The sequence below is a fragment of the Methylocystis sp. genome, from assembly GCF_021731785.1.
Lineage (GTDB): Bacteria > Pseudomonadota > Alphaproteobacteria > Rhizobiales > Beijerinckiaceae > Methylocystis.
This window is the reverse complement of sequence record NZ_JAKFWS010000007.1, coordinates 38,528-64,456: the sequence shown is the minus strand read 5'-3', so window position 1 is coordinate 64,456 and position 25,929 is coordinate 38,528. Positions and strand designations below refer to the sequence as shown.

Annotated in this window: 27 protein-coding genes; 20 read left to right on the top strand and 7 right to left on the bottom strand. The window is 61.1% G+C overall.

Features of this window, described 5'->3' with window-relative positions; genetic code table 11:
* Window positions 1–567: 567 nt before the first annotated feature.
* Complete coding sequence (locus tag QZ964_RS01385; RefSeq protein ID WP_292528166.1) at window positions 568–939, top strand: hypothetical protein; 372 nt, start codon at window positions 568–570, stop codon at window positions 937–939.
* A 115-nt stretch (window positions 940–1,054) separates the two neighbouring features.
* Here QZ964_RS01385 and QZ964_RS01380 read toward each other — a convergent pair whose 3' ends face one another.
* A complete protein-coding gene (locus QZ964_RS01380; protein WP_292528164.1) occupies window positions 1,055–1,780 on the bottom strand; it encodes an autoinducer binding domain-containing protein in 726 nt (241 codons plus the stop codon).
* A 339-nt stretch (window positions 1,781–2,119) separates the two neighbouring features.
* Between QZ964_RS01380 and QZ964_RS01375 the strand changes: the two genes are divergently transcribed.
* The 17 genes from QZ964_RS01375 (at window position 2,120) to QZ964_RS01295 (ending at window position 17,356) form a co-directional block, all read left to right on the top strand.
* On the top strand, window positions 2,120–2,668 hold the full coding sequence (locus QZ964_RS01375; RefSeq protein WP_154453932.1) for a hypothetical protein: 549 nt from the start codon (window positions 2,120–2,122) through the stop codon (window positions 2,666–2,668).
* 51 nt (window positions 2,669–2,719) lie between these two features.
* Window positions 2,720–3,013, top strand: a complete 294-nt coding sequence (locus tag QZ964_RS01370; RefSeq protein ID WP_154454008.1) for a TrbC/VirB2 family protein — start codon at window positions 2,720–2,722, stop codon at window positions 3,011–3,013.
* Window positions 3,014–3,061: 48 nt separating this feature from the next.
* Complete coding sequence (locus tag QZ964_RS01365) at window positions 3,062–3,397, top strand: type IV secretion system protein VirB3 (RefSeq protein WP_154453933.1); 336 nt, start codon at window positions 3,062–3,064, stop codon at window positions 3,395–3,397.
* Window positions 3,390–5,762 (top strand): VirB4 family type IV secretion/conjugal transfer ATPase, encoded by a 2,373-nt coding sequence (locus QZ964_RS01360; protein WP_292528162.1) that lies wholly within the window; start codon window positions 3,390–3,392, stop codon window positions 5,760–5,762. The genes QZ964_RS01365 and QZ964_RS01360 overlap by 8 nt, the downstream gene beginning before the upstream one ends.
* A complete protein-coding gene (virB5, locus tag QZ964_RS01355; RefSeq protein WP_154453935.1) occupies window positions 5,759–6,469 on the top strand; it encodes a P-type DNA transfer protein VirB5 in 711 nt (236 codons plus the stop codon). Before QZ964_RS01360 ends, virB5 begins: the two co-directional genes overlap by 4 nt.
* Window positions 6,466–6,747, top strand: a complete 282-nt coding sequence (locus QZ964_RS01350) for an EexN family lipoprotein (protein WP_292528159.1) — start codon at window positions 6,466–6,468, stop codon at window positions 6,745–6,747. The genes virB5 and QZ964_RS01350 overlap by 4 nt, the downstream gene beginning before the upstream one ends.
* 2 nt (window positions 6,748–6,749) lie before the next feature.
* Window positions 6,750–7,733 (top strand): type IV secretion system protein, encoded by a 984-nt coding sequence (locus QZ964_RS01345; RefSeq protein ID WP_292528157.1) that lies wholly within the window; start codon window positions 6,750–6,752, stop codon window positions 7,731–7,733.
* Window positions 7,734–7,776: 43 nt separating this feature from the next.
* The gene (locus QZ964_RS01340; protein ID WP_292528156.1) at window positions 7,777–8,085 is read left to right on the top strand and encodes a hypothetical protein; all 309 of its coding nucleotides are present in this window, start codon (window positions 7,777–7,779) and stop codon (window positions 8,083–8,085) included.
* Complete coding sequence (locus QZ964_RS01335) at window positions 8,078–8,752, top strand: virB8 family protein (RefSeq protein WP_292528154.1); 675 nt, start codon at window positions 8,078–8,080, stop codon at window positions 8,750–8,752. Before QZ964_RS01340 ends, QZ964_RS01335 begins: the two co-directional genes overlap by 8 nt.
* Window positions 8,749–9,612, top strand: a complete 864-nt coding sequence (virB9, locus tag QZ964_RS01330) for a P-type conjugative transfer protein VirB9 (protein WP_292528152.1) — start codon at window positions 8,749–8,751, stop codon at window positions 9,610–9,612. Before QZ964_RS01335 ends, virB9 begins: the two co-directional genes overlap by 4 nt.
* Before the next feature lie 30 nt (window positions 9,613–9,642).
* Window positions 9,643–10,800, top strand: coding sequence for a type IV secretion system protein VirB10 (virB10, locus tag QZ964_RS01325; protein ID WP_292528150.1), 1,158 nt, complete (start codon window positions 9,643–9,645; stop codon window positions 10,798–10,800).
* Window positions 10,797–11,870, top strand: coding sequence for a P-type DNA transfer ATPase VirB11 (gene virB11, locus QZ964_RS01320; protein ID WP_292528148.1), 1,074 nt, complete (start codon window positions 10,797–10,799; stop codon window positions 11,868–11,870). Before virB10 ends, virB11 begins: the two co-directional genes overlap by 4 nt.
* Complete coding sequence (locus QZ964_RS01315; RefSeq protein ID WP_292528147.1) at window positions 11,860–13,935, top strand: type IV secretory system conjugative DNA transfer family protein; 2,076 nt, start codon at window positions 11,860–11,862, stop codon at window positions 13,933–13,935. Before virB11 ends, QZ964_RS01315 begins: the two co-directional genes overlap by 11 nt.
* Window positions 13,928–14,740, top strand: a complete 813-nt coding sequence (locus tag QZ964_RS01310; RefSeq protein ID WP_292528145.1) for an LPD7 domain-containing protein — start codon at window positions 13,928–13,930, stop codon at window positions 14,738–14,740. Before QZ964_RS01315 ends, QZ964_RS01310 begins: the two co-directional genes overlap by 8 nt.
* 745 nt (window positions 14,741–15,485) lie before the next feature.
* Window positions 15,486–16,334 (top strand): P-loop NTPase, encoded by an 849-nt coding sequence (locus QZ964_RS01305; RefSeq protein ID WP_292528143.1) that lies wholly within the window; start codon window positions 15,486–15,488, stop codon window positions 16,332–16,334.
* 423 nt (window positions 16,335–16,757) lie between these two features.
* Complete coding sequence (locus tag QZ964_RS01300; RefSeq protein ID WP_292528183.1) at window positions 16,758–17,057, top strand: type II toxin-antitoxin system RelE/ParE family toxin; 300 nt, start codon at window positions 16,758–16,760, stop codon at window positions 17,055–17,057.
* Between the two features lie 2 nt (window positions 17,058–17,059).
* On the top strand, window positions 17,060–17,356 hold the full coding sequence (locus QZ964_RS01295) for an addiction module antidote protein (RefSeq protein WP_292528142.1): 297 nt from the start codon (window positions 17,060–17,062) through the stop codon (window positions 17,354–17,356).
* A gap of 493 nt (window positions 17,357–17,849) precedes the next feature.
* Here QZ964_RS01295 and QZ964_RS01290 read toward each other — a convergent pair whose 3' ends face one another.
* From QZ964_RS01290 to QZ964_RS01270, 5 genes are all read right to left on the bottom strand, one after another.
* Window positions 17,850–18,875, bottom strand: coding sequence for a relaxase/mobilization nuclease domain-containing protein (locus QZ964_RS01290; RefSeq protein WP_292528140.1), 1,026 nt, complete (start codon window positions 18,873–18,875; stop codon window positions 17,850–17,852).
* The gene (gene mobC, locus QZ964_RS01285) at window positions 18,872–19,393 is read right to left on the bottom strand and encodes a plasmid mobilization relaxosome protein MobC (RefSeq protein ID WP_292528138.1); all 522 of its coding nucleotides are present in this window, start codon (window positions 19,391–19,393) and stop codon (window positions 18,872–18,874) included. The genes QZ964_RS01290 and mobC overlap by 4 nt, the downstream gene beginning before the upstream one ends.
* A gap of 355 nt (window positions 19,394–19,748) precedes the next feature.
* On the bottom strand, window positions 19,749–20,741 hold the full coding sequence (locus QZ964_RS01280; RefSeq protein ID WP_292528136.1) for a ParB/RepB/Spo0J family partition protein: 993 nt from the start codon (window positions 20,739–20,741) through the stop codon (window positions 19,749–19,751).
* Entirely contained in the window at window positions 20,738–21,487 is a 750-nt protein-coding gene (locus QZ964_RS01275) for a ParA family protein (RefSeq protein ID WP_292528135.1), read from the bottom strand. Before QZ964_RS01275 ends, QZ964_RS01280 begins: the two co-directional genes overlap by 4 nt.
* Before the next feature lie 603 nt (window positions 21,488–22,090).
* Entirely contained in the window at window positions 22,091–22,477 is a 387-nt protein-coding gene (locus tag QZ964_RS01270; RefSeq protein ID WP_292528134.1) for a single-stranded DNA-binding protein, read from the bottom strand.
* A 759-nt stretch (window positions 22,478–23,236) separates the two neighbouring features.
* Between QZ964_RS01270 and QZ964_RS01265 the strand changes: the two genes are divergently transcribed.
* Complete coding sequence (locus tag QZ964_RS01265; RefSeq protein ID WP_292528132.1) at window positions 23,237–23,818, top strand: DUF433 domain-containing protein; 582 nt, start codon at window positions 23,237–23,239, stop codon at window positions 23,816–23,818.
* 12 nt (window positions 23,819–23,830) lie between these two features.
* Window positions 23,831–24,220 (top strand): DUF5615 family PIN-like protein, encoded by a 390-nt coding sequence (locus QZ964_RS01260; protein WP_292528131.1) that lies wholly within the window; start codon window positions 23,831–23,833, stop codon window positions 24,218–24,220.
* A gap of 612 nt (window positions 24,221–24,832) precedes the next feature.
* On the opposite strand, the gene QZ964_RS01255 is transcribed toward QZ964_RS01260, so the two are convergent.
* Entirely contained in the window at window positions 24,833–25,861 is a 1,029-nt protein-coding gene (locus QZ964_RS01255; protein WP_292528129.1) for an IS110 family transposase, read from the bottom strand.
* Between the last annotated feature and the right edge of the window lie 68 nt (window positions 25,862–25,929).

Here is a 25,929-nt window from a genome sequence, read left to right as displayed (position 1 = left end):
CAGCCCGAAAAGCAGCGTTGTCCATGAACGGGGGTAAGTGCCCATAGGTTGCGGCCGCTGCTAGCGCTCCCGCGGCGATGTCGACCGCTCTATTGAGGAGTTCGTCCGAAGAAGCGCCGGACGTCGCTCGAGCTGCTGTCAAATCGACAATCTCCGTCAACGCATTTGTGAGTATAGCGAGTTGAACAGCGGCATCTTTTGTCATCGGCCACCTCGGCGAAATCCCCGGCCATCCTCATTTAAGCGCCAACAAAAAAATAATGCAAAACTGCCATTCAGCCAAAGCAAGGAGCCGCCGAGGCGGATCCAATCGGCGCGGAGGCGGCTCTAGACGTGCTCATCCTCAACGCCGTGGTCGGCAGTCGCATCTGGCTGAGCTTCGCACACAGTCGGCTCGCCAAAGAACGCCCAGACGTCACTATGCCAGCGCTGTTCGAATTCTCGATCGCGTCGCGCTAACACCAACGGGAACGGTGAACCACTAGCCTGTCGCTCAGCGTTAAAAATCCTTTTACGGGTACAAGGCGTAAATGACGTCCTCTTCAGCCCGGTCAGAGAAGCGAGCGCATGAACGAGAATGTTGATCTCGAAAAGAGAGCTCTAGAAGCTTTGAGTCATTATCGCAAAGCACTCGCCAAGGTCGAAGCGTTGGAAAAGGAAGAGGCGACTGCGCAGCAGGCGCTCGACGAATGGCGTGGCCGCATCGAAAAGTTGACCTCTGACGTTGTTAGTTCGGACGCGAGATCAACTCTCATTGAAGCAGGGCAGAACGCCATTTCCCGGCTGCACAATATCCGCTTCGCAATGAGCGAGGCGACGGCGGAGTTGAAATCAGCTCTCACGACACTTGTCGCCTTCGACGACGCATTGGGCTACCTCACAGTTCCGGAGGAGACCAATACCAATGTGAAGGATGCGGGCGGTAGCCCAGAAGCGTGAAGTTACGCGAGACAGCCCATAGGACAGCGTCTCTGCATCCTTCTGTCGTATCGGTCTTAGAACCGGATCCAGTCTCCCTTCATGCTACAGCTCGATAACGTCGCACCGCAATCCTTCATGGAATCAGCCCGCGCCTCAACGCCAGCGCTACGGCATGCGCGACATTTTCGGCGTCGAGTTTGGCGCGCGCGCTGTCGAGATGAAAGGCGACGGTGCGCGTCTTAACATCGAGGATCTTGCCTGTTTGATCCATGGTGCGGCCGCGCGACGTCCAAGCGAGACATTCCGCCTCGCGTTGGCTCAAAGGCGACGATGGGTCAAGGCTCACGGGAAGTTTCAACGCGGCTTCGACATGAGCATGAAAATACATGCCCATGAGTTGCAAAATGTCCCATGCCTTCGCGGCCTTCTCGTCAAGGTCGAGACCATGCTTGTCAGCCGAAAAAGTGAGAAGGGCGAACCGATCGAAGCCCGCCTGAATCGGGATGGTGACGCCTCGTTCTATTCCGAACTGCGCCGCTTCGCCGAAAAACCGTTTGACTTGGCCTCCTCGACCCTTCGCCATCTGCGGGCCGCTCCAGCGAAAAGGATCACGGTCGCGGCGCGCGCGGATGAGAACCGGGTCGATAAGATCGTAGCGTTGGCTCAAATAGCGCGTGGTCCATTGCTTCGGATATGTCGAAATCAATGTGTGGCCATGTTCGGCGAGTCCGAGGTAAGCGAAACTGCGAAAGCCCAGTCTTTGAGTCGCCCGATCGGCGACCGCACGAAACGCCGCCTTGTCAGACGCTGTGCTGACGCCATCGATGAGTTCCTGAAAAGCATTTTCAACTCGCCGCATTTTTGGGCCCCTCGCTGTTGCTTCGACGCGCCCCCGCTCCCCGTTCAGGCAACCGCATCCACAATCCTTGAAGACGGCCGCCAATTTGCGAATGGTGTCTGTGATCATGATGCGGCGATTTTGTGAACGCGCTTAAATAACTCCTGTGAAATTTCGCAGGTTTATCGCCGCGGCGCTTCTGGTTCCCTGCGCCCGAATTCATCCGTGATTCGGAAATTTTGAACGATGCGCTTCGCCTCACTAAACCGCCGCCGCGCCAGCGCCGCCGTCAACATCCGCCCACGACAGCTCGGACTAAAAGCGCAGCGCGACGCCGCCTGACGCCGCGGAGGCAACCGAATGGACTTCTCAGCTTTCATGGCGCTCACTGAACGTTGCGCGCCCCGCGTCGACATAGTGCCGCTGATCGAGATCGTGCGAGCGGCGAGCGGTTTTGAGCCTCTTTCGCTCACGATCGATGAGAGCAAGCCGATCAAAATACTCGCGACGTCCAAGGACGAAGCTATCGCTCTGGCGATGCAGGCGAAAGTCGGCAAGCAAAATGTGCGGCTCGGTCTCGCCGGTCTAACATTTGGCGATTTGGACAAGACGGGAATCAGCGTCGCGGACGCCTTCGAGAGCTGCCCGTCGCTGCGCGCCGCCGCGCAGATTCTCAACGATGACCCCAAACATTTTTCAAGACAGAAAACCCCGGCTGTTCCGAGCGCGGCAGGCGCGAAGCTTTCCGTTAATGATGAATTTTATCATCGCGAGGAGCGCTCGCCTCCACCAGAAGAGTTCGCCGCTCTAGCGGAGTCGCACGAGACGCCCAAAAAGCAATGGGACGTGTTTGGCGGCGGCTCCGGAAAATCGCTCCTTGTCTATCGGGCGTCTCCCTCCCCACGGTAATGCCGCCTGCGAACCATATCTGGCCGTCTCAAATGGAGTCCAAAATCCATGATGCTTTCCTTTCCTCGTCATCTCTCCTTTCATTTGCTCGCCAGCGTTGCTGTCACGCTCGTTCTCACTGAACCCGCATTAGCGCAAAGCGCCAATGTCGAAAGAGTTCTCCAGAATATTGTCGATGCGCTCACCGGCAATGTCGCGAAGCTGCTCGCCACGCTCGCAATTATCATCACCGGCATGACTTGGATGTTCGGCTATCTCGACTTGAGGCGCGCCGGCTACGTCATTCTCGGCGTCGCGATCCTGTTCGGCGCCGCCGAGATCGTCTCGACGCTGACTGGCAGATAGGCGCAGAGCTGCGTCTCTTTCCCTCCATCTCTTTGATCGGAACGGCTCATGAGCGACGAACGCCTCGTCGAGGACACGCTTTTTCTCGCTTGCACGCGCCCAGCCATGATCCTCGGCGTGACGATGGAGGCCATGGGCCTCAACGTCATCTTCTCGTCGATCTTATTCGTCTTGGCCGGCAGCCTGCTTTACGGGCTGGCCGCCTTGCCGATCCACTTCGCCTGCCGGCTCGTCTGCCGGCGTGACGCCAATCAATTCCGGATTCTTTTCGCCTGGTTTGAGACGCGGGGCCGTCACCGCAATGCGAATCTTTGGGGCGGCTCTTCCTGCACGCCATTGCGGCTCGTGCGCCGCTTCCGCGCCGAGGAGCTCGCTCATGGCTAGCGTCGCTGCGCGTATCAAAGCGCGAGAGGTGGAGGCTGGCGCTCACCTCCCCTACCTACGCCATGTCACCGAGCATGTGATCTCGCTCTCCACGCGGGCGCTAATCACTACGATTCGACTTTCCGGCGTCTCCTTCGAGACAGCCGACGCAGCCGATCTCAACGACCTCCACGCTAAGCTCAATCTGACTCTGCGCAACATAGCTGACGAACGGCTGGCGCTGTGGACGCATGTCATCCGCCGGCGGACCGCAGATTATCCTAAAGGCTCTTTTCGCTCAGCGTTCGCACGCGAGCTCGATGAAGCCTATCGGGCGCGGCTCATCTCCGAGACGCTTCTTAGCAACGAGCTCTATTTGACGCTCGTCTGGCATCCAGGACGTGACGCAACTGAGCGCGCCTCGCTGTTCTTTTCACGCCTCGCGCGCGCAGAGCGCGCCCGCGTCGAAATTGACGCATATGGGCTAAAGAAGCTTGATGACGTCTCGCGCGATCTGATGGCGGCGCTCGATCGTTATGGCCCTCGCCGCCTCGGCCTCATTGAACAGCGCGGCGTAATCTTTTCCGAGACTGGCGCCTTCCTCCAGGAACTCGTCGCATGCGAGCGGCTCCCCTTCCCGCTCGTCAAAGGTCCGATCGGACCGGCCCTCTATGCCAACCGCCTGATCTTCGGGCGCGAGACGATCGAAATCCGCGGCCCCGGCGGTTCGCGCTACGCCGGCATGCTGGCGTTCAAGGATTATCCGGCGACGACCAGGCCGGGCCTGCTCGACGGCCTTCTCGCCGCGCCTTTCGAACTCGTCCTAGCGCAGAGCTTCGCTTTCCTTGGCAAGGCGGAAGCGAAGACGGTGATGACGCGCAAGCAGAATCAGCTTCTCTCCACGAACGATCCCGCCGCCTCGCAGATTGGCGAGCTCGACGCGGCGCTCGATGATCTTGAATCGAACCGCTTCGTCATGGGCGATCATCATCTGTCGCTTCTGATCCTAGCCGATGAGCCAAGGGCTCTCCTTGACAAGATGAGCCAGGCGCGGCGCATTCTCGCCGACGCCGGAGCGGTGGTCGCCCGCGAAGACCTGGGGTTAGAGGCCGCCTTCTGGGCGCAATTACCGGGCCTCTTTAAATACCGGGCGCGGGCCGGCGCGATCACTTCGCGTAATTTCGTGGGGCTCTCGCCCTTCCACGCCTATCCTTCAGGCAAGGCCGAGGGCAATCATTGGGGGCCCGCCGTCGCGGCGTTGAAGACCGCCTCGGGGTCGCCGTTTCATTTCTCATTCCACGTCGGCGATCTCGGCAACACATTCATCTGCGGTCCCTCGGGGTCTGGCAAGACCGCGTTCCTGACTTTCGCCCTGGCGCAGGCGGAGAAGCTCGATTGCCAGCTCGTCCTCTTCGACAAGGATCGCGGCGCCGAGCTCTTCATTCGGGCGATCAGGGGCTCTTACCTGACCCTGGCGAGCGGCAGGCCTACCGGCTGCGCGCCTTTGAAGAGCTTCGATCTGACGCCGTCGAACCTCGCCTTCCTCGGCGCGCTGGTGCGCAAGCTCGTCAGCGTCGAGGGAAGGCCGCTAACGGTCGCCGACGAACAGAGGATCGACAATGGCCTCTTGGCGCTGAGCGCTATGCCGCGCCATGAGCGCTCCTTCTCGGCGCTGCGCGTCTTTCTTGGCCAACGCGACACGGAAGGAATCGGCGCGCGGCTGGAACGCTGGTGCAAAGGCGGCGCGCTGGGGTGGGTTCTCGACGCTGACGAAGACGCGATCAGCATCGATTCCCACGCCTTCGGCTTCGACATGACCGAGGTCCTCGACGACCCGGTGATCCGCACGCCGCTGATGATGGTTCTGTTTCGACGGGTCGAAGAGCTGATCGATGGCCGGCGCATCATCATCGCGATCGACGAATTTTGGAAGGCGCTCGGCGACGAGGCTTTTCGAGATCTTGCCAATGACGGCTTAAAGACCATCCGCAAGAAGAATGGCGTGATGGTGTTCGGGACGCAATCGCCGCGCGATGCGCTGGCCTCGCCGATCGCCCATACGATCGTCGAGCAATGCCCGACGCAAATCTTCTTTCCGAACGCCCGCGGTCAGGCCCGGGATTATGTCGATGGTTTCCATCTTACCAAGACGGAATTCAGGCTCATCCGCGAAGAGCTTTCGACCGAAAGCCGTCGCTTCCTTCTGAAACAAGGCCACGACGCGGTGGTCGCAGAGCTCGATCTCAAGGGAATGGACGACATCCTCGCCGTCCTTTCCGGGCGCACCGCGACCGTCGAGCTACTCGATCAGCTGCGCGCGGAGGTCGGCGACGATCCGGCGAACTGGCTCCCACTTTTTCACCCTCGCCGAAAGGGGCTCGCATGAATGCGCCTGCTCGATTCATTCCCTTCGTGATCATGTCCGCCCTGCCCTTTCCGGCGTCAAGTCAGGTCGTTTTCGATCCGAGCGTCTTCGCCCGCCAATTCGACCAGCTGATCGAAATGAAGAAAGAGGTCGAGACACTCACTTCGCAATTGAAAGTCGCGCAGGATCAGCTCTCGCAGGCGAAACAACTCTACGATTCCTTCAACAGGCTCACAAACGCCAATGACGTCGCAAGTCTCCTGAACTCGTCGGAATTCCGCAAATATCTGCCGGGGGAATTCTCGCAGATCGAGGGTCTTATCAAGGGATCAGGCTCGGGCGGTTTCGGCTCCTCCATCGATAGCTATCTTTCGCAAAACCGCGTCTATACGGAAAACCCAGGAAACTCTTTCTACGCCTCCGAGCTTGATCGCATCGCCCGCCAAACGGGCGCCAAGCACTCGCTCGGTCAGGCCGTCTACGACACGGCCTCTCGGCGCATCGATCAACTCGAGGAACTGCGCCGCCAGATCAGCGCCTCCAAGGACGCCAAGGAAGTGCTCGATCTTTCCGCCCGCCTTCAGGCCGAACAGGCGCTGCTGCAAAACGACGTGCTACGCCTGCAAGGCCTCGCAATGGTTCAGCGCGCGCAAGCCGACATGGACGTCGAGCGCGAACACGAACGACGGCGCCAAACAATCGACGAAATGAAGGCCGCCCTCCAATGAAGACGCTTATCTTGACTCTGCTGATCGCGACCTGCCTCGCAGGATGCAATAAGGAACCCAGTTCTTCTGACGCCGTACCGAAGACGGCGGCACCGGTCCATGACGTCGCCTGGTATCTCGAGCACGAGGCCGAGCACGACGCAACGAAACGGCGATGCAAGGCCAATCCGGGCGCGCTACGCGAGACGGCGGAGTGCATAAACGCCGATCAAGCGCAAAAGCAGATTTTCGTCTGGGGGCGCGAAGAAGCCTTGCGCCGCTCGCGTGAGGGCCACTGAGCATGGCCGTCACGGTTTTCGACGAATTTTTGAGAGAGTTCGAACAGCCGATTACGCTATTCGTGTCGAACTCGGTTCAAAATCTCACCTCCTACGTAGATGCGCCACTGCGCGTCGCGGTGATGCTGTACGTCGTGATCTATGGGATCGCGGTCATGCGCGGCGCGATCCAGGAACCGATTCTCGATTTCGCTTGGCGTTCGATCCGTATCGTCTCCGTCATCCTGCTCGCGACCAACGCCGCCTCCTATCAGCAATATGTAACGGGGCTCTTTTTCGAGTCGCTGCCGAAGGAAATCAGCGGCGCGATCGCCGGCGGGGGGCTCGACATGAAGTCAGGCCAGCCTTTCGACCAACTGCTGACCAGAGGAATTTCGGTCGCCCAGAAAATATACGATCAAGCCGGTCTGACCGATATCGTGCCGGCGCTCATCGCGGCCATCCTATTAGTCTTCACGGCCGTCAGCGGTTTTCTGCAATTCGCGATCATGCTCTACGCCAAGGTCGGCTTGGCGCTCGTATTGGCGCTCGGACCGATCTTTATCGCGCTCATGCTGTTCGAGGCGACGCGCACCTTCGGTGAAGCCTGGACGCGTCAGCTCGCCAATTTCGTGATCCTGCACGTTCTCGTCGTCGCGTTGATCGGGCTGATGCTAACGACCGTCGGACATTTCGTCGACAAATATGGCGCCAACGCCGCGACTGGCGGCCAGTTGATCGTCGGCGCAGTAGCGATCAGCGCCGTGCTCGGCCTCGCCGCCTATATCGCTCTGCAATTGCCGGAAATCGCTGGGGCGCTCGCCGGCGGCGGCGCATCGCTCGCCGCCCACATGCTCAACCGCTGGATGGCGGCCACCGCGACCACCGCAACCCTGGGCGCGACGATCGGCGCCTATGCCGGCGCTCACGTCGCCGCAACACGGTCGTTGCAGGCGCTGCAACGAAGGCGGAGAGGCGGCAGCATCCGCCACGCTCCCGCGGAATAACGCATTACTCGCCATCTCAATGGTCATGGTTTTCGGAGACGAAATGAGGGCACGAATGGGATTTCTGGTGCTGGCGCTCGCCACGCCTCTTACCGGTTGCGCGACTCTCACCGGCGCGAGCGCGCCCTCCTGCGACGGGTGGACGCGGCGGCCCCTCAACCGGTCGATGTGGGATTGGGAAAACGCTGCGCCGATCGAGACGCCGGCGCCGGCTATACCACCCGCTGTTGGCGAGCCAATCATCCGCAAAGGCGAAATCGACAGGGCGCATGCGAACGAGCGAACCGCCGCTCTCCCCATCTTCGATATCGCCGCTTCGACGCGGCGCTGCGGGGATAGAGACCATGGTTGAGAGCGGCGATTTGAAGGGATATTTTGAACGCGCTCGCCTCTGGGAGCAGGATCTTCTCCTCTCGGCGCAACGCTCAAAGCGCACCGCCTGGGGCGTCGCGGCGGCGGCCTCGGCTCTTGCTTTTGTCTCAATTGGCGCGGTCGCGGCGCTCACTCCGCTCAAGACCGTCGAGCCCTTCGTTATTCGCGTCGACAATGCGACCGGCATTGTCGATGTGGTTTCCGCGCTAAAGGACCAGCCGCAGGCCTATGACGAAGCGATCGCAAAATATTTTCTTGCTCAATATGTGCGAGCGCGGGAAGGCTATAGTTTCATCGAGGCGCCCACGAATTTCCGCACTATTTCGTTGCTCTCGACGCAGGGCGAGCAGACACGGTTTTCGACCCTTTATCGCGGCTCAAATCCAGACAGTCCTCAAGTCGCTTATGGCAAGAGTGGCGTCGCCGAAATCCGCATCAAGGCGATTTCGCTGCTTGGTCCCAATCTGGCTTCAGTGCGCTATCTGCGCGAAGTCCGTCATGGCGACGAGATTAAGATTTCTCATTGGATCACAACGGTCGCCTTCTTGTTCGAGAAGAAGGCGACGATCTCCTCTTCCGATCGCCTGATCAACCCTCTCGGTTTTCTCGTCTCCGAATATCGGTCAGACCCAGAGACCGCGCCATGATGAACCGACTCTCCTTCGCTCGCGCCATAGCGATGGTCGCGTGCGGGTTTTTGCTCGCGCCGTTGCCGAGCCTCGCCCTGCAACAACCGATGGCTGGATCGCGCGACGCGCGCATGCGCATGGTCGCCTACGATCCCTTCAATGTGGTCAAAATCAACGGCGTCATCCGCGCCTCGACCCAGGTGGTCTTTTCAGAGGACGAAGAAATCGCCCATGTCGCGATCGGCGATTCCGTCTCCTGGGAAGTCGCGCCGGCGGGCAACATCCTCTTCCTGAAACCGCGCGAAAGGCACCCACCCACCAATTTGCAGGTGGTGACGACGCGCCGCGATGGCCGCAAGCGCTCCTATCAATTCGAGCTGTCAATCGCTGAAAGCTCAATAGGCGAAAGCTACTTCATGGTCCGCTTCGCCTATCCGGGCGACGAGGCGGAGGCTCGCCACTACGCCGCCGCATCGAGGAGCAACGAGATGGAGGCGCGCGCGGTCGATGAAGTCTTCGCGCTCCATAACGCCACAGCGCCGCGCAATTGGAGCTATTCGGCGCAGGGGACGCCGAATCTGGAGCCCGACGCGGTTTATGACGATGGCAAGGAGACGACGCTGCGCTTTGAGGGCAATCGCGAGGTGCCGGCGATCTTTCTCGTTGCCTCCGATGGGACGGAAAGTCTCGTGCCGAAAGATGCGCGCGGCGAACTCGTCGTAATCCATGCAGTCGGGCGTGAATTGCGCCTGCGCCAAGGCGCAGAGGTTCTCTGCATCTTCAATGAAGCCTTCGACCCTGTAGGCGTCAATCACATCACGCGAACGACGAGCCCCAGCGTCGCCCGGCTGCCACGGCGCGCCGCGCGGACGCGATGACGATCGCAATCACCTTCAAGAGCGAAAACAATGAATGAAGATCCGGCACCCGGGCCACTCGATCAGGAGCGTCGCATCACACCGGTCTCCTCCGTTGGAGACGCGCAGCTGCCATGGCGCAAAGGATTGGGCGTCATCGGACTTGTCACGCTGTGTGGCCTCGTGCTTTGGGCGAGCTGGAAGCGCACGCCAGCCGAAGTAGAAGCACGACAGAAGCCGACGATTTCCGTGGCGAATGCGTTCGAACGTCCGCGCGATCCGCCAATCGCCCGGATGGAGCCGGTCGCGCTTCCGGTCGCGATCCCGGCAACAGCCGAGCGATCCAAGGCGGATGAACTCATGGACAGCGCGCGGCGCGCGCCTGTGCTGGCCTTCAATCGGCCGCCGCAAGCCAGATCCGGCGCGCCGACGGTCCCGTTTCCAGACGTAGACGCTGAGCCGACGGGCTCCATTTACGCGAACGGCTACGGCGCTTCTGAGGCTCGCAACGAACTCGCGAGCAACCTCAGGCCAACCGCGATCGAAGGCGTGCGCGCGGCGCGCCTCCCCAATCGTCATCTCATGGTAACGCAGGGAACCGCCATCCCCTGCGTCTTGGAGACAGCTATGTCGTCGGACGTAGCCGGGTTCGTCTCCTGCGTTGTTGAACGCGATGTCATGTCCGACTCCGGCCAAGTCGTGCTGATGGAGAAAGGGACGCAAATCGTCGGCGAATATCGCAGCACTCTGCGACGCGGATCGAGGCGCATGTTCGTCCTGTGGACCCGGGCAAAAACGCCGACCGGCGTGATCGTGGCGCTCTCGAGCCCGGCGACCGACGCGCTTGGGCGCTCCGGATTCGATGGCGAAATCGACAATCATTTCTTCGAGCGCTTCGGCGGCGCTCTTTTGCTGTCGATCGTCAACGACGCCGGACAAATCGCCGCCACTCGGCTGTCGCAGGCCAATGTGCAAGTGAATTCGATCCAAAACTCGGGGCAAGGCGCCGCGGCGATCGCCACCGAACAATCGATCAATATCCCGCCAACGCTCTACAAGAATCAAGGCGAACTCGTTTCGGTCTTCGTCGCCCGCGACCTTGACTTCTCTTCTGTCTATCGCCTGAGGATCATCGAAGGGCGCACGCAAATTCTTGACCGCGCGATTGCCGGCGGCATCCTAGGACCGCAACGGATCACGAAGCCATGAGCGGCGAAGAAGCGGCCGTTCTCGACGAGTTTCTTGCGACGGACCGATTGAATGGCGCCGAATCATCGGCCGAGCGCCGCGTCCTGCTGCGATTGCTCGAGCCGATCGCCGATCTCCTCGCCGACCCCGAATTGACCGAGATCGTCGTCAACCGGCCGGGCCAAGTCTTCACCGAAGGCCCGCAGGGTTGGACGCGCCATGTGCGCAAGGGCCTTGCCTTTTCGCATTTGATGAACCTCGCGACCGCCGCCGCGGCCTTCACTCGCCAGGATATCGCCGCCGACCATCCAATCGTCTCGACCGTTCTGCCGGTGGGCGAGCGCTGCCAGATCGTCATTCCGCCTGCTGTCCCTGCAAACACGGTGAGCCTCACGATCCGCAAAGTGGCCGCGGCAACGATGACCCTCGAGGAATTCGAACGCCGCTCGCTTTTTGCCGATGTTCGCCAGGCAAGCGGCGGACTCTCGAACGACGAAGAGGCGCTTGTGCGGCTCAGAGATTCAGGCCACTGGCGCGAATTTCTCGAACGCGCTGTCGCCGGCCGGCGCAACATCGTCATTTCCGGGGCAACAGGTTCGGGTAAGACGACGCTCGCCAAAGGTCTCGCCGCGCTGATCCCCGATCATGAGCGCATCCTCACTATCGAGGACACGGCGGAACTCACCATTCCGCAGCCCAACCATGTCCGGCTGCTTTACGCCAAAGATGGCTCCGGCGTCGCAAAGATCGGCCCGCGCGAATTGCTTGAATCGGCCCTGCGCATGCGGCCCGACCGCATCCTGCTGCAGGAACTACGCGACGGCACGGCCTTCTACTATCTGCGCAATGTCAATTCGGGTCATCCGGGTTCGATCACCACGGTCCATGCCGATAGCGCGCGGCTCGCCTTCGAACAGTTGACCCTACTCGTTAAGGAGAGCGCCGAGGGGCGCGAACTCGCTCGCGAGGACATCAGGCGGCTCTTGCATCTCACGGTCGACGTCGTGGTGCAGATGAGCCGCAGCAATGGCCGCTACCGCATTACGGAAATCCACTATGATCCCGAGGCCAAGCGCCGAAATGCGTTCTGAATCGAGATCGCTCACAAGTTTCTCCGCTCTTGGCAAGATGGCGCACCCGGAATGGGCGCGATCCCGGCCGAACCTGGCGCTCCCGATAAGTCTTTCGCTCTTGGCGGCGGCGATCTTTCTCCTCGTCGCGTCGAACGTGCTGTTGCTCGGCCTGCGCGCTCATGACGGCGGGCTGCATCTCTTTGATATTCTGACGCTGGCGCCGCAGTTCGGGACAGACAAGCGCCTCGACCGCTGGCTGACCATTGGCTTCCTCGTTGGCGCTATCACGACGTTCGGCCTGCTCGGCATGATCCTACGCGTCCGGCCGCGGCCGCTGCACGGCGCGGCGCATTTCGCCACGCCACGCGAGATCGAAGCGGCGGGCCTGCGCGCCAAAAACGGTCTCTTGCTTGCTCAAGTGAACGGCAAGCTCCTGACCTTCGGCGGGACAGAGCATGTCATCGTCTATGCGCCGACCAGATCCGGCAAAGGCGTCGGGGTCGTCATCCCCAATCTCCTTTCCTGGAGCGACAGCGTCGTCGTTCTCGACGTCAAGAGGGAGAATTTTATCAAGACAGCAGGCTTTCGCGCGGCGCACGGCCAGAATGTCTATCTCTTCGATCCCGTAGATCCCGAGGGCCGCACTGCGCGCTACAACCCGCTCTCCTTCGTGCGCCGCGATCCCGCCGACCTCTACGACGATCTGCAGCGGATCGCCGGCATGCTGTTCCCGCCCGAACCCCGCGGCGATCCCTTCTGGACGGAAGCGGCGCGTTCGGCCTTCATCGCCATCGGCGGCTATATCGCCGAAACGCCGCAACTCCCCTTCACTATCGGCGAAATCCTGCGCCAATTGACCGCGGCAAGCGATGTTAAGGCGCATTTCGAGAGCGTCTTGAGCGCACGAAAGGCGGGCACCGATCAGCTCTCCGCCTCTTGCATCGCGGCGCTCAACGATTTTCTCGCGGCTTCAGAGAATACGCTGCAATCGGTGCGCAAGACCGTGACCGCCCGCCTCGGGCTTTGGCTCAATCCGCGCATCGACGCGGCGACATCGGCGAGCGATTTCGATCTCGCCAAGCTGCGCTCGGAGGCGATTTCGATCTATCTCGCGGTGACGCCCGACAATCTCGACCGGCTGGCGCCGCTCCTCAATCTCTTCTTCCAGCAGGTGGTCGATCTCAACGCCCGCGAACTGCCCGAGCACAATCCGGCGCATTCGCGCCAGCTTCTGCTACTCCTCGACGAATTCCCCTCTCTCGGCCATGTCGGGGTGCTGGCGAAGAGCGTCGCCTTCGTCGCCGGATATGGCGTCAGGCTGCTAACTGTCTTGCAAAGCCCCTCGCAATTGCGCGCGATCTATGGCGCGGACGAAGCCAAGAATTTTCTGACCAACCACGCCGTCGAGATCGTCTTTACGCCAAAGGAGCACGACGTCGCCGTCGAGCTCTCGGAACGCTTCGGAACGCAGACGGTGGAGGCGAAGAGCCGCTCGCGGCCTTGGGGCTTTTCCAATCGCTCCCGCTCCGAGACGGTCTCGGATCATCGGCGTCCCCTCCTCCTGCCACAGGAATTGAAACTCACGCCCAGAGGCAAGGCCTTCGTGTTGATGGCCGGGGTTCCGCCGATCCTCGCCGATAAGCTGGTCTATTACGAAGATCGCCGCTTTACGGCCCGGCTGCTCCCGCCGCCGATCATTGAACCGATGCCGGCGCCTACCAATGAAGCGCTCGCCTCGCAGGTTCTTCAATTGAAACAGGACGTCGCCGAATTGCGCGCTATCATCGTTCGCCGCCCATTGACTGAGCCGGAAATCGACGACCCGGCGTCGATCCCAGCCGACGCGCTCTCAAGTCTCGGCGACGTGCCGCTCGATCTGGAGAACGTCTCTGAGGAGGCGCTCAACGCCTGGGTCGCGGGCTATATCGACAGCGCCGCCCGCTATGACGCGAGTTCGGAAGCCGCTGAGGCGAGCGAGAATTCGAGCGCCGCCCAGCCCCTTGAGAGCGAAGACGCGCGCGCCAAGGGCGCGTCTGGACGCGGCCAGCGGCGCAAGCGAACCCGGGAGATGAGCCGTGGCTGAGAAGAACAAAGACGACGGCCGCGCCTTCGAGTTGAAGCGAGCGCCGCAAGACGACGACGATCGGCGGGAACACGCAACCGATCGGCTCTCGGCTTCGGGATCGAGCGGCGCGGCCGAATTCGATTTTCTACCCGCGCATCTGCGCCGCAAATATTACGTGGTAGAGGTCGACGCGCAGGAGGCGAGAATCTACGCTGATCGCGACGGCGAATATCTCGTCGCGAAGGCGGGCCACGGCCGCTTGGTGACGCTCGTCGCGAACGTCGAAATCGTCCGTGACCTGGTCGCCATCGCCGCGCATCGCGGCTGGGAAAGGATCGAGCTGACGGGCTCGTTAGAATTTCGGCGGGAGGCCTGGCTCGCCGCCTCCGCGCGCGGGATCGAGACGAAAGGCTATGAGCCGTCAGAGCTCGATCGCGCCGCGCTCGTCAAGATGCAAGGACGAACTGAACATCGCCAACAGCGTTCGTTCGAACGCAATCGGGAAGCCGCAGGAGCGCCGGCTCGGCGGTCGCCGTCAACCGAGCGGAATTCGAATAGCGGAGCGGACGACCGCAACGCCCGCTCGCATCTCGCCGTCATTGAGCGCATCGCGCTTGCGGCTTTCCCCAAAGACGCCGAAGCGCGCAAGCGCATTCTCGACGCCGCGCGCGAGCGGATGGCGCACCACCGCCGTCGTGGCGCTCGCTTCGATCGGGCGGAAATCGTCGAGGGAAAAACCAAGCAGTCGCGGGAGTCGGCAAAGAAGTCCGCTGGAAGAACCAGAGATGCCGATCGCACAGAGCGCGCCGATAGGAATCGATAACGTCCGCCATGCAGGCTGCTGCGTGCGGCGCGATATTTGAAGATTTCATTATTCACGCCGCGATCTCGTCGCAAATGGCGCGATATTTTCGTCGCACGTCATCTTGATTCGATTCGTGATCGTCGCGCCACCCCGAGCTGGTATTTCCCGCGCTCTTCAACTGAACATAGAGCAAAACACATGACGATCGCGCAAAGGTTGAAGGACGGCGACGCTGTGGACAAAAACGCGGTTGAAGCAAGCCTGGCGACCTCCGATAAAGTGTCAGCCTTGCGATCGGCGTTACGCTCGGCGCCAGCGAGAAAAGGCGCAGGCTCCCGCAGCCCTCTCAAAGCCGCGGTCGCGCAATTGCTGCCGGATCTGCTCGCTTTCCGCGCAAAAGGATATACGAGCGCGGAACTCGCTGAGATCATGCGCAGCAATGGCTTTGCCATCGCCGGCCGCACATTGAACAAATACATCAGCGAAGCGCGCGCTCGTCCCTCCGATCGACGCAAAAAGAAGATCGCGCCCATCGCGTCCGCCGAATCAAAAACGACGACAGTTAAATCTGGCTCAAGGACAGCCGATGCGGCGAGAACGATGGCGACGCCTCCTTCGCTATTGGCGACGAAGCCTCCGGCGCAAGCTCGAAAAGCTGCGAAGGACGTTCTTGGGCATCGCTTCGATGACGATGTGTAACGAGCAAGACTCAGTGTCGCGCCAAATCGCGACGCTTAACCCCGACAGCAAAGGACATTCGGACATGGCTACTGCTACTGCCGCCGCCGTCAAACCTCGTCCTCGCGCGGCGGCCTTGCCCGCCGCGGTCAAGCGCGTGGCGCTCGTCGCCAATGAGAAAGGCGGCGTGGGCAAATCCGTCTTTACGCGCACGCTCGTCGATCATCTCCGCGCCACCGGCAAGCGCGTCGCGGCCTATGACGCCGACGGCAGCGTCGGCGCGACCGCGCGCGTTCTTGGCAGCCGCGACGCCAGCGGCGCCGTCGAACGCGTGCAGAATCCTGTCGAAGGCGTCGGCTATTACAATGGTCGGGCCGATGATGAACGCAACATTCTGCTCGACTCGATCGAGTCTGGGGAAAAGCTCTACGTTCACGATCTCGCCGGCGGCCTCTTGGCCGATCTCACGCGGATCGTCGACGGCGGCGAGGGGCTGGACGGCCTTCTCGACGCGTTCGAAGCTCATGGCTACAGGCTGGCGCTATTTCACGTCATTTCGCCCGACGTCGGCGCCGCTCAGTCCGTCGCTCGTTGGTTGAGCTTGATCGGCGACAGGGCCGATCACGTCGCGGTGATCAACCTCAAACACGGCAAACCGCCGAGCGATTTTCCATTCTGGTATGGCTTCACCGACGCAAAGGGCGTCGCGAAAGGCGGCAAGACGCGCGAAAAATTGCTCGCCATGGGCGGCGTCGAAATCGAGTTTCCCGCTCTGTCTGCCGGCACGTTCGCCAAGTTGGACGCCGAAAACATCCCCTTCACGCGCGCCGACAAGGCCGGTTTGCTGACGATCACCGAAAGGGCGCACGTCGCGAAATTCCTGCGCGATTTCGACGCGGCCCTGACGCCGGGCCTTCCCTTTCTTGGCTCGTGAAGCGACGCAACTCGGGGCCGCATAATGGCCCGTTTCACTATTGCGGAGGGCTTCTCTAGTGGCGGGCTGATTGCGTTTCTGTCGATAAATTTCGTCAATCCTGCACGGTTCCTCCGGGCCTGGCTCGACCACGCGATACAGTTTGGCGGGGGCGTAAATGACGCCCGCCCTCCGCGATGGATTGCGTCGCTCGCCTAACCTTATCCAATTGTCCACTCGCGCAATTCCGAACTGGCCTATGTAGATGCGCTCAATCTCGGCTCACGATTGATTACAAGCCCCCTCGCTTTTCCGTTTCGGCGCCTGCGGCGGTTTGAGTCGACTTAAAAGTTTCGCCGCCGCGACAGTGCCATGCAATCACGTAGAAACCGTCCCCTCGTTGGCTCTCGACATTTTATCGCGTAGCCTATAGGATACAAAATGCTGTTCGAAGTTCGGAAAACGGACGCGTTTGAGAATTGGCTTACAGGGCTGAGAGATCAGCGCGGCAAAGCGAAGATCGTCGCGAGAATCGATCGCTTGGCGCTCGGCAACCCTGGCGACGTCGCGCCGGTTGGAGAGGGCGTGAGCGAACTGCGGATACATTTCGGCCCAGGCTACAGGGTCTACTTCGTGCGACGCGGAAAGACGGTCGTGGTTTTGCTGTACGGCGGAGACAAAGGCAGCCAAGAAAGAGACATAGCGCAAGCGAAGTCACTGGCGGCAGAGTTGGAGGATGAGTGACGATGGCCACGAAAACATCGGCGTTCGACAGCGCGGAATATCTCGACAGCCCCGAAGCGATCGAGGCCTATCTGGAGGACGCGCTGGAAAGCAATGATTCCGCGATCGTCGCGCATGCGCTCGGCGTAATCGCTCGGGCGAAGGGCATGTCGCGAATCGCCCAAGACGCCGGCCTGTCGCGAGAAAGCCTTTACAAGGCGCTCAGCGCCGACGGCAACCCAGAATTGGCCACCGTGCTGAAAGTGATCAAGGCGCTCGGCCTCAAGCTGACGATTGCGCCGACTCATCATGCGGCCTAATCCCTATTGAGCCGGGCGTTAGATTAGCGCCGTGAAAACCCCACACGCACGCCCAAGGCGCGCTGACAAGCGCGCCGCGGATCTCAAGTGAACGCCTGCTGAGTGGACGCGCGAGCCGACGCTGCGCATCTTCCGAACGACTGGCAATGAAAATTCCGGCTCACGTCATTACATGCCTGGCGCGGGGGGAAAGTCTTGAAGCGCCACGCGATGGCCAAGTTCGACAACGTGAAGTTTCCTGGCGACGCACAGGAGCGGCGGTGGCCGAACCGTGACGCGGACGCGCCAGGCCCGAAGCGTCCGGCGACCCCGAAATCGAAGAAGGAGCGACCAGCGAGCAAAGGTCGCGTCTATAAGGGGAAGACTCGCAACTGATTGGCGCGACTCCCTCGCCCGACCCCTAACCAACTTTCTCGCTGTGTCCAGCGAACGATTGTGACCGTCGATTGCATAGGGGATCGGGGCGCACCGATCGCCTTTCCGACCGAGGCCCTCACCTATCCTTGTTTTTTCCAACTCGCGGCAGCCGGCTCTTGCCGATGGCCTTGGCGAATTCTTTGAGAAGGGAATCGCGTTTGGTTTCAACTTCGGGCATATCCGCCACGAACTGCGCCACTTGCTTTGCGAGTTCGAGGTCTGCGGCGTTCTGAGAACGCCGCAGGCCCTCGGCCTGTTGGCGATAGGCCTCTCTGACATCCGCTTGCCTTTCCCGCGTCTTTGCCTCCCAAGGGCGCGCCGAACGTTTTCCCCTCCGCGATTCCTTGACGGTCTCCTCGCGGGAGAGCCGCTCCACGCGGGGCAGCTCGCCGCGTTCCCTGATCACGCGAACGACGCCGCGCTCGGCTTTTTTGACTTTGCCCCGTGTGCGGCGCGGCGTCGCTTCAGCCTCGACGCCGCGCAATCGCAATTCGCCGGCGAATTGTTCGCGCCATGTCGCGAGATCGGCCTTGCGAGGATTGAGCCGCCTCCCGTCGTAGCCGAGGGAGCGCACGGTGAGGTGGACATGCGGATGTTCGTCGTCGAGATGCTGCACAAAGACATAGTCATGCTCACCGCCGAAGGTCTCGATCGCAAAGGCGCGGACGGCGTCTTTCACCGCCATCGGGTCGGTTCCGGGCGGCATCGATAAAATGATGTTATGAGACAACGGCCCGTCCCGACGCCGACTGCCATCTAGTTCAGCATCGTCTGCCCACCGCTCTTGGATATCGCGCAAACCCTGCCGTCCGTGCATTACCGCGCCGGTTTCCGTTTCGGCCGCCAGTTCGCCGTTGCGGGTGATATATTCGAGGTGTGATTTCAAATGGGCGACGGTCTTGGTTTTACCGGTAATCTTGACCATCACCTCAGCCGCCTTGGCGACGATCCGCTGCAACTTGGCCCGCATGGCGGGGGTGAGCTTCCGGCAGTCGACAGGATCAGGTATCTCCCATTTCGCGCGCTTCGGCCTTCGAACCGGCGTTCGCCAGACATAGGAGATCGGCGGTAATTCGAGGTCGCGGTCGCCCTCGCCGCTCATCCACGGCCCTGCCAATAATCGGCGTTTCGCCTGAGTGCGCCGCGTAGTTCGGCGAGAGCGGCCTCGATTCGCGCCGAAGCCTCTTGGATCGCTTCGGCCTCGATCCTCACCGATTGGCCAATCAGCCTATTCAGATTGGCGGCATGGGCAATCTGGTTGATGTTGCCGCCAATGCGGTTCAGTTCGCGCGCTACGGCTCGTAACGCCTGACGTTCGTCAGGCGTCTGCTGCACCGGAAAACCGAGCCGCGCCCTTACCAGCGATGCAACCCACTGCGTGCGGTTCATGCCGCGCTGCGCAGCGAAGGTCGCCAGAAGGTGCAGCTCGCTTTCGCTCAATCTGATCGTCACCTTGCGCGACGCGCTTGTCGCTATCGTCGCATGCGCGGGCGCTCTTCCGTGGCCGACCGCTCGTTCGACGAGACGCCGCATTAAGGCCGATTTGCCGCCATCGGTCGCCGCCAGCGCCGCGAATTTTTCAGCGAGCGCGTCGTCGATCTGAAATCCCAAAAACGCCATGCGTTTGCTTCGACCTCTCAAGGGACGGAGTGTTTAAAAACGGCTGGCGGCAAGCCTATCCTGCACTCGCATTCGAAAAACACGGTGCGCTCCATTTTCAGGTCTCATGGCTCGAATCCAATTAGCCGACTTCGCGTGGCGGCAGTGTCCGGTGGTTGCCTCGGATCGTTCAGGACGGCGTGAAGATCGATGCGATCGTCCAGCTAGTTTCCCTTCTTGCCCGCGCCTTTCCCACACCCTCCGGCCTCACTACGGCGCAATCTGATGGGCGCGTTCGGCCTCCGGGCGCTCCGCTTCGTTTCGTCCCTTCGGGATGGAAAAGCCGCTTTGCCGCTCGCTGCCGGATCGACCGCCATCAGAGCGGCTCGTGCATTCGAATCTCGACGAGAGCGAGTTCGGCGAGCAACACTTGTGCTTCCTCACCGTGGTCATCGAAGACGACAATCCCGAAGTGCGAGCCTCTTTTCGAAACGCGCCCCAGGATTAAGCGACCGCCTCTGTGCTCATGGCGGACACGCATGATGACCTCCGATGCAGATTTTCTCTGCGCCGCCGGAACGAACTCACCCTCAGGCAGCCCTGCTGCGCCGTGTTTCGTCTCATTCTTCGTTGGCTGAGGTAGGGATGGTTCCCCGCGGATAATATGTTCTGTAGCCGGCTCTGCATCATCGTTTTGGTTTGGCTTAGCAGGCGCTTCTTCGATGAACGCTTCGGCTTGCGGACGCGAAAAGGATTCATGCTGCGCACAGAATTCCTCGACTCTTGCCGCATCTCGCTTCCACAGCTGATAGAGTTCATAGACCGCCCGAAGCGGTGAGGCTGAAAGCTTATCTCGGAGCACATGCGGCATCTGGCCAATCGATGCGTGCATGGCGATGAAACCCTTGCTCTTGGCGAGTCGTCTCGCAATGTCCTTTTGCTTTTCTCCCGCCCTGAGACGCGCCTCGATGAAAGCGGCAATCTCCGTGGCCGAAAGGTCGTCGCGCTGAATGTTTTCGACCATCTGGTCATATGGATCGTCCGCCTGCCCAGCCTGAATCATGGCTTTGATGGTCCTCAGACCGGCCAAACTCGCCGCACGGAATCGGCGCGCGCCAAAAACGATGCGATGCTTGCCGCTTTCTTGCTTTTTGGTGACGCCGATCGGTTGGAGAAGGCCGCGTTCGCGGATCGAGGCGGCCAACTCCTCGAGAGCGGCCTGGTCGAAATTGCGACGCGGCTGCCCTGGGTCCTCCTCGATTTGGCTCAAAGCGATCTCGAGCGCCGCGCCAGAGCCGACTGCGGGTTCAAGTCCCTCGAGCTCGTCGAGCAGCAAGGCAACGTCGTCGAGTTTTTGGGCGTAGCTCATGCAAGCTCCATTTTGGCGGCGAGTTTGTCGAAGACCATCCGCATTTCTCGCCCCGCCTCGCGCGCAGCTGTTTTCGGCAGGCTCCACACCGGCTTCTTTTCCGCCAGAGCCTCGCCGATCGACGAGCGCTGCGGGATCACCCCGTCGAAGAGATATTTCGTGCCGAATTTCTGGACGAGGCTCTTCAGGTTGTCGCGCTGGCGCGGGGATGTTGTCTGCAGGCGGTTGGGGATCAAGCCGAGAAAATTGAGGTTAGGATTGTACTTCTGCCTCACGCCGACAATATGCTTCAAAAGCGTCTCGATGCCGTCGATTGCGTAATCGTCGAGGTCAATCGGCGCCAACACGAAATGGCCAGCTACTAGTGCAGCGAGATTGCGCACGCCAAAGGTCGGCGGCGTGTCGATCACCGCGACGTCGTAAGATCGCGAGGCGTCCTCGATGTTCGAACGAAACTGCTGAATGATCTTTCCGTCGACCGCGAGAATTCCGCGCAAGGCCGGAGTGGCGGGCGCGACGCGGATGCCGGGCGCGGACAGCGGCGGAAGGGCGACGGGCCGGCTAAAGAACGTGGCGGCCTCGGGCTCGCCGGTCTGAGCCGAGAGCGTCGTCGTGCCATTGCTCTGCGGGTCCAGATCGAGAAAGAGCACGCGCTTGCGATGCTCGGCAAAATACCAAGCGAGGTGGACGGCGATCGTGCTCTTGCCAACGCCGCCCTTCTCGTTGTTCACGACGATCACTTTCACGAGACGGCTCCAGTCGAAGCAATGGGACGCATAATGAGTCCTTCATCGGTTCGAGACATTTGATGTTTCGACGAATCAGTCGGCGGGACGTTTCAACGCAAGAAGCAAATTCAACTGTTCTTGCGCGACTGTGAGATTTGACAGGGGTAGAATCAGGTTTGCACGACAAACTTCGAGAGGAAGCGATCGTCGGCTGCGCGAGACGGATCCCTGACCCGCAGATCGGAGGGCAAGTCTCGCCTCGAAAGTTTGCCAGACAAACTTCGCCTCGCCGAGTGGACGGCTTCAGCGGGAATCGCCGTTGGCCCTGGGTCAGAGCACTTTGCCGGCCAAGCTCGCAGGGACGGTCCTCGTATGCGCGAGTTGGATCAAAGTGTGTCGCGAAATCTCCCCCTCAGAAGTTTGCCAGACAAACTTCTGCGCAGCGGTGTCTCGAAGAAAGGGTAAGCGTGCTACCGCCTGCGAGGGTCAGTCGCAAATCAGCCGTGCTTGGCGTCGAGAACACTCGACGCAACAAAAAATGGGGCGAGCCATCCACTGGCCCGCTACAAATCCAAATGAAGCTTAGAAGGCGGGGCGGCGTGCGCCGCCTTGTTCGTCGCGTCACTTGCGCTTCGCGGTCTTCGTCGTCGCTTCAGGTGCCGCGTCGGCTTCGTCCGTGTCGGACCTGTCCGTCTTGGCGGAAGCGAGGATCGAGAAGTCGTCGCAGTTCAGGTCGACTGTGTAGACTTTTTCGCCGTCCTTCTCGAAGCTACCCTGTTTCAGCGTGCCGCGCGCAACCACGAGATCGCCGGACTTCGCATGGTCGCGGACATATTTGCGGGCGCTCTCGCTCCAAATCGTGATCTCGTTCCAGTAAGGCTTGTCCTTCGTCTCGCCGTTGCGGTCCTTAAAGGCGTAGTTGGCGCAGATCGAAACGCGTGTCGTCTGCCCGACTTCACGAACCTTGCCGATGCGGCCGAGGATCTGAAATTCCGCGAAAGTCTTCATCTTGCTCTCCATCGTTGGGGCGACTGCCCCGGTTGCGATGGCTGTCCGTGATGGCCGCGAAGGTGACGTCAGAACCGAAGCGCCGAAAAGGCGCGAGGCCGAAGCAGAGCGGAGGACCCGAAGGCCGCGGCGATTTTGATGCGCGAGGAATTGGCGTTTAAGCGCCAAGGGGAAAATCGTCGCGGCCGCAGGGTTTTGGGCGGCGAATGTGGCCATAGGACGAATCGCCATGCAACCGGAGGCGAGCGCGCGCAACGGAGAGCGATGGGAAAACACGCGCTGAATTCAGAGCGCGCCCGAGACCCCAGGCTCGCGGAACTCGGCGGAACGCGCTTTGATTTCATTGCAACCGGATATCCCGAGATCGTTCGGCGAAGACGCTCGGCGCACCCAGGAACGAGGCCCGATTAGACGACGACGAACCGAGACAAAAATCACGCGCGCGAGGGCCGCCCGTCACTGTCACGCGGAACCGATGATGCAGGCCCAAGCAAGGCGGCGAATCGATCGTTCACCTCGACCAAGACGCGACGCTCGCCCGACGCGACAACGCCTGAACAGATGGGTGACGAAAAGCGGATCGCCGCAGCGCGGGGTGCGCGAAAAGGGCGGCATGGCGTCGGCGCCGCCTGTTTTCCGGTTCTAGTAGTCAGCAGTTCTATGCCTGCCAGCCAGCCGCGCCGCCAAGGGCGACATGAGCGGCCAGACCCTTGCACCAAGCGCTCGGCCTAATATATATTCATCGACTGGAGAACCATTATGTCCGCGCAACTGCTATCAAAATCCGAGGCAGCGTTCGTCGCAGGTCTCGACGCCACGGTCGTCGACCGTGCAATCGATCGGCTCCGCATCGGTCGGCCCTTCGTGCAGCGCCGCCAACGCACGCGGCTCCTAACGCCGAAGGGCGCGTTCCTCATCGCGGCCGACCACCTGATCGCGCGCGACATCGCTGCGCCGGCGCGCAAGGAATTGCGCAAGCGCTTAGCCGCGCTCTTGAAGGAGAAGCCGATCGAATCCGTCGGGAAGCTCGCGGTGCCCTCCTCCGCTTTGCCGATGACGATCGACTTCAAGCCGGTGTCAGACAGCGTGGCCAAACGTCTTTCGGCGCTCGAGGCGGCGCGCGCCTATATCGTCGAAGATGACGAGGTCCAGGGCGGGGCCGCGACCTTTCGGGCCACAAGAATTCTCGTGCGTCCAATCGCCGCCGCGCTGCAGCGTGGCGTCCCGGCCGAGGAGCTCATCGAGGACTATGGGCTCTCTCAAGAACAGATCGCCGCGGCGCGTGTCTATGCGGATGCGCGCCCGCAGCGGGGCCGTCCATCGATTTCAGTTTCGGGCTGAGATTGCCGCCCGATGCGATTTCTGGTCGACGAGAACCTCTCGCCGACGCTCGTCGAGCTTGCGCGCGAACGCGGCTACGAGGCGATGGCGATGCGCGATCTCGGGCTCTTGAACGCCAAGGACTGGACCTTGCTGGAAAAAATCCAGAACGAAGACTGGACGCTGGTCACCAACAACGTCGACGAATTCCGCAAACGTTACGCTCGGAAGGCCGTCCTGCACGCGGGCGCCATTTTCCTCGTCGACGTCGACGCCGGACGGGACGTGCAGCGGTTGGCCTTCGCCGCAGCCCTTGACGAGATTGACGCCGACGCGGACCTCGTAAATTTAGAGCTGCTCGTCGAACCGGAGGGCAGCGGATTTCGTGCGAGGCGGCTTCGATTGCCGCGAAGTAACAAGTGAGAGCGAACGCTGCTTTTGCGAAGTCGCCCGCCTGTCCGGCAATCGATCCTTTGCCGGTTGATTAGCGATCTGTCTGGAAACGATGCTCGATAATTGCGCGCCGGACAGAAGGATTGTCGGACAAGAAACCGGGTGCCTCCAGAAAATCCCGTTGGCGCGAATGCATCCCCTTTTGCACGGATCTCGACCGATAGCCAGTCGTCGCCGCGCCGTCGCCGAAGCGCGAAAGATATCGGCCGCATCAAGGCGACGCACGCCGTACCGCGAGCACGTCGACCGCCTCGAAGTTCGCAAGGATCGCAAACGCGTATACCGCCCTTGCCGAGAGCTGCATGAAACCCATGTATGGATGCCCCCGTTCGCGCAAGAAGTTTTTCGAGCGGCTTCATCGCGTGATCGGGTGCGGTCATGTATCAGGCCTTTGAGTTGCGGCCTGTCTCGACCGCTGGCCGGTATGGAGATGCGCGGGTCTGGCGCAGATCACTTAAGCGAGCTGTGAGCTCCGTGGATACCACTGCGTTTCCAGACCCGGATCTGACCGATCATTTGACCTTACCGTTCGTCGACCTCCTCACACGCCCGACGCGCCTATGCCGCTGCTCTGATTTTCGATCAGGCCGTCGCAGCGACAGGAGCCCTGTAATCCTCATTCTTCGTCAGCATGGCCCAAATCGAACGCGCCATCTTGTTGGCGAGCGCGATCGCCACGAGCATGCGCGGCTTGCGCGCCAGCATGCGATGGAGCCAGGTTCCGTCCGACGCTCCTTTCCGGCGAGCCCAGCGCACGACGGCTATCGCGCCGATGATCAGCAACCGCCGAATGTCGCGCTGTCCCATCTTCGAGGTCTTTCCAAGAACCTGCTTGCCGCCGGTCGAATGTTGCCTAGGAACAAGTCCGAGCCAGGCTGCAAAATCACGCCCGTGTTTGAAGATGGCCATCGGCGGCGCGAAGGTCTCGATCGCCATGGCCGTAATCGGACCGATGCCCGGCATGGTTTGCAGGCGGCGGGTTGTCGCGCCGCGCGCGGCTTCGTGAAGCGTCACCTTCTCGAGGTCGGCAACCTTCTTCGACAGCCCGTCGATCTGCTCGAGGAAAACGCGCGACAGCTCCACGACGAGAAGCGGAAGCGATGTCGTCGCATCCTCGATCGCCTCTGCGAGAACCTTCACATTCGCCGGCCCTTGAGGGGCGACAACGCCATGCTCGGCTAAATGACCGCGCAGCGCGTTGATCAGTTGCGTGCGCTGGCGCACCAGAAGATCGCGGGCGCGAAACAACATGGCGCGCGCCTGCTGCGCCTCGGTTTTGACCGCGACGAAGCGCATGGTCGGCCGGCTCGCCGCCTCGCAGATCGCCTCCGCGTCGGCCGCGTCGTTCTTTTGGCGCTTGACGAAAGGTTTGACGTAAGCCGGCGGGATCAACCGAACATCATGCCCCATATCGCGAATCGCTCGCCCCCAGTGATGCGCGCTCCCGCAGGCCTCCATAGCGACGACGCAGCGCGATTGCTCCGCAAGGAAGGCGAGGACCTTCTCGCGCGAAAGCTTCTTGCGGAACCCCACGCCGCCGTCGGCGCGGGCGCCGTGCGCCTGAAAGGACCGCTTTGCAAGGTCGAGACCGATAATGCTAACCTTTTCCATGGATGCCCTCTCCGTTCGTGGGATGCACAAACATCGCCACCTTGGCACATCGCGATGCCGTCAGGAGG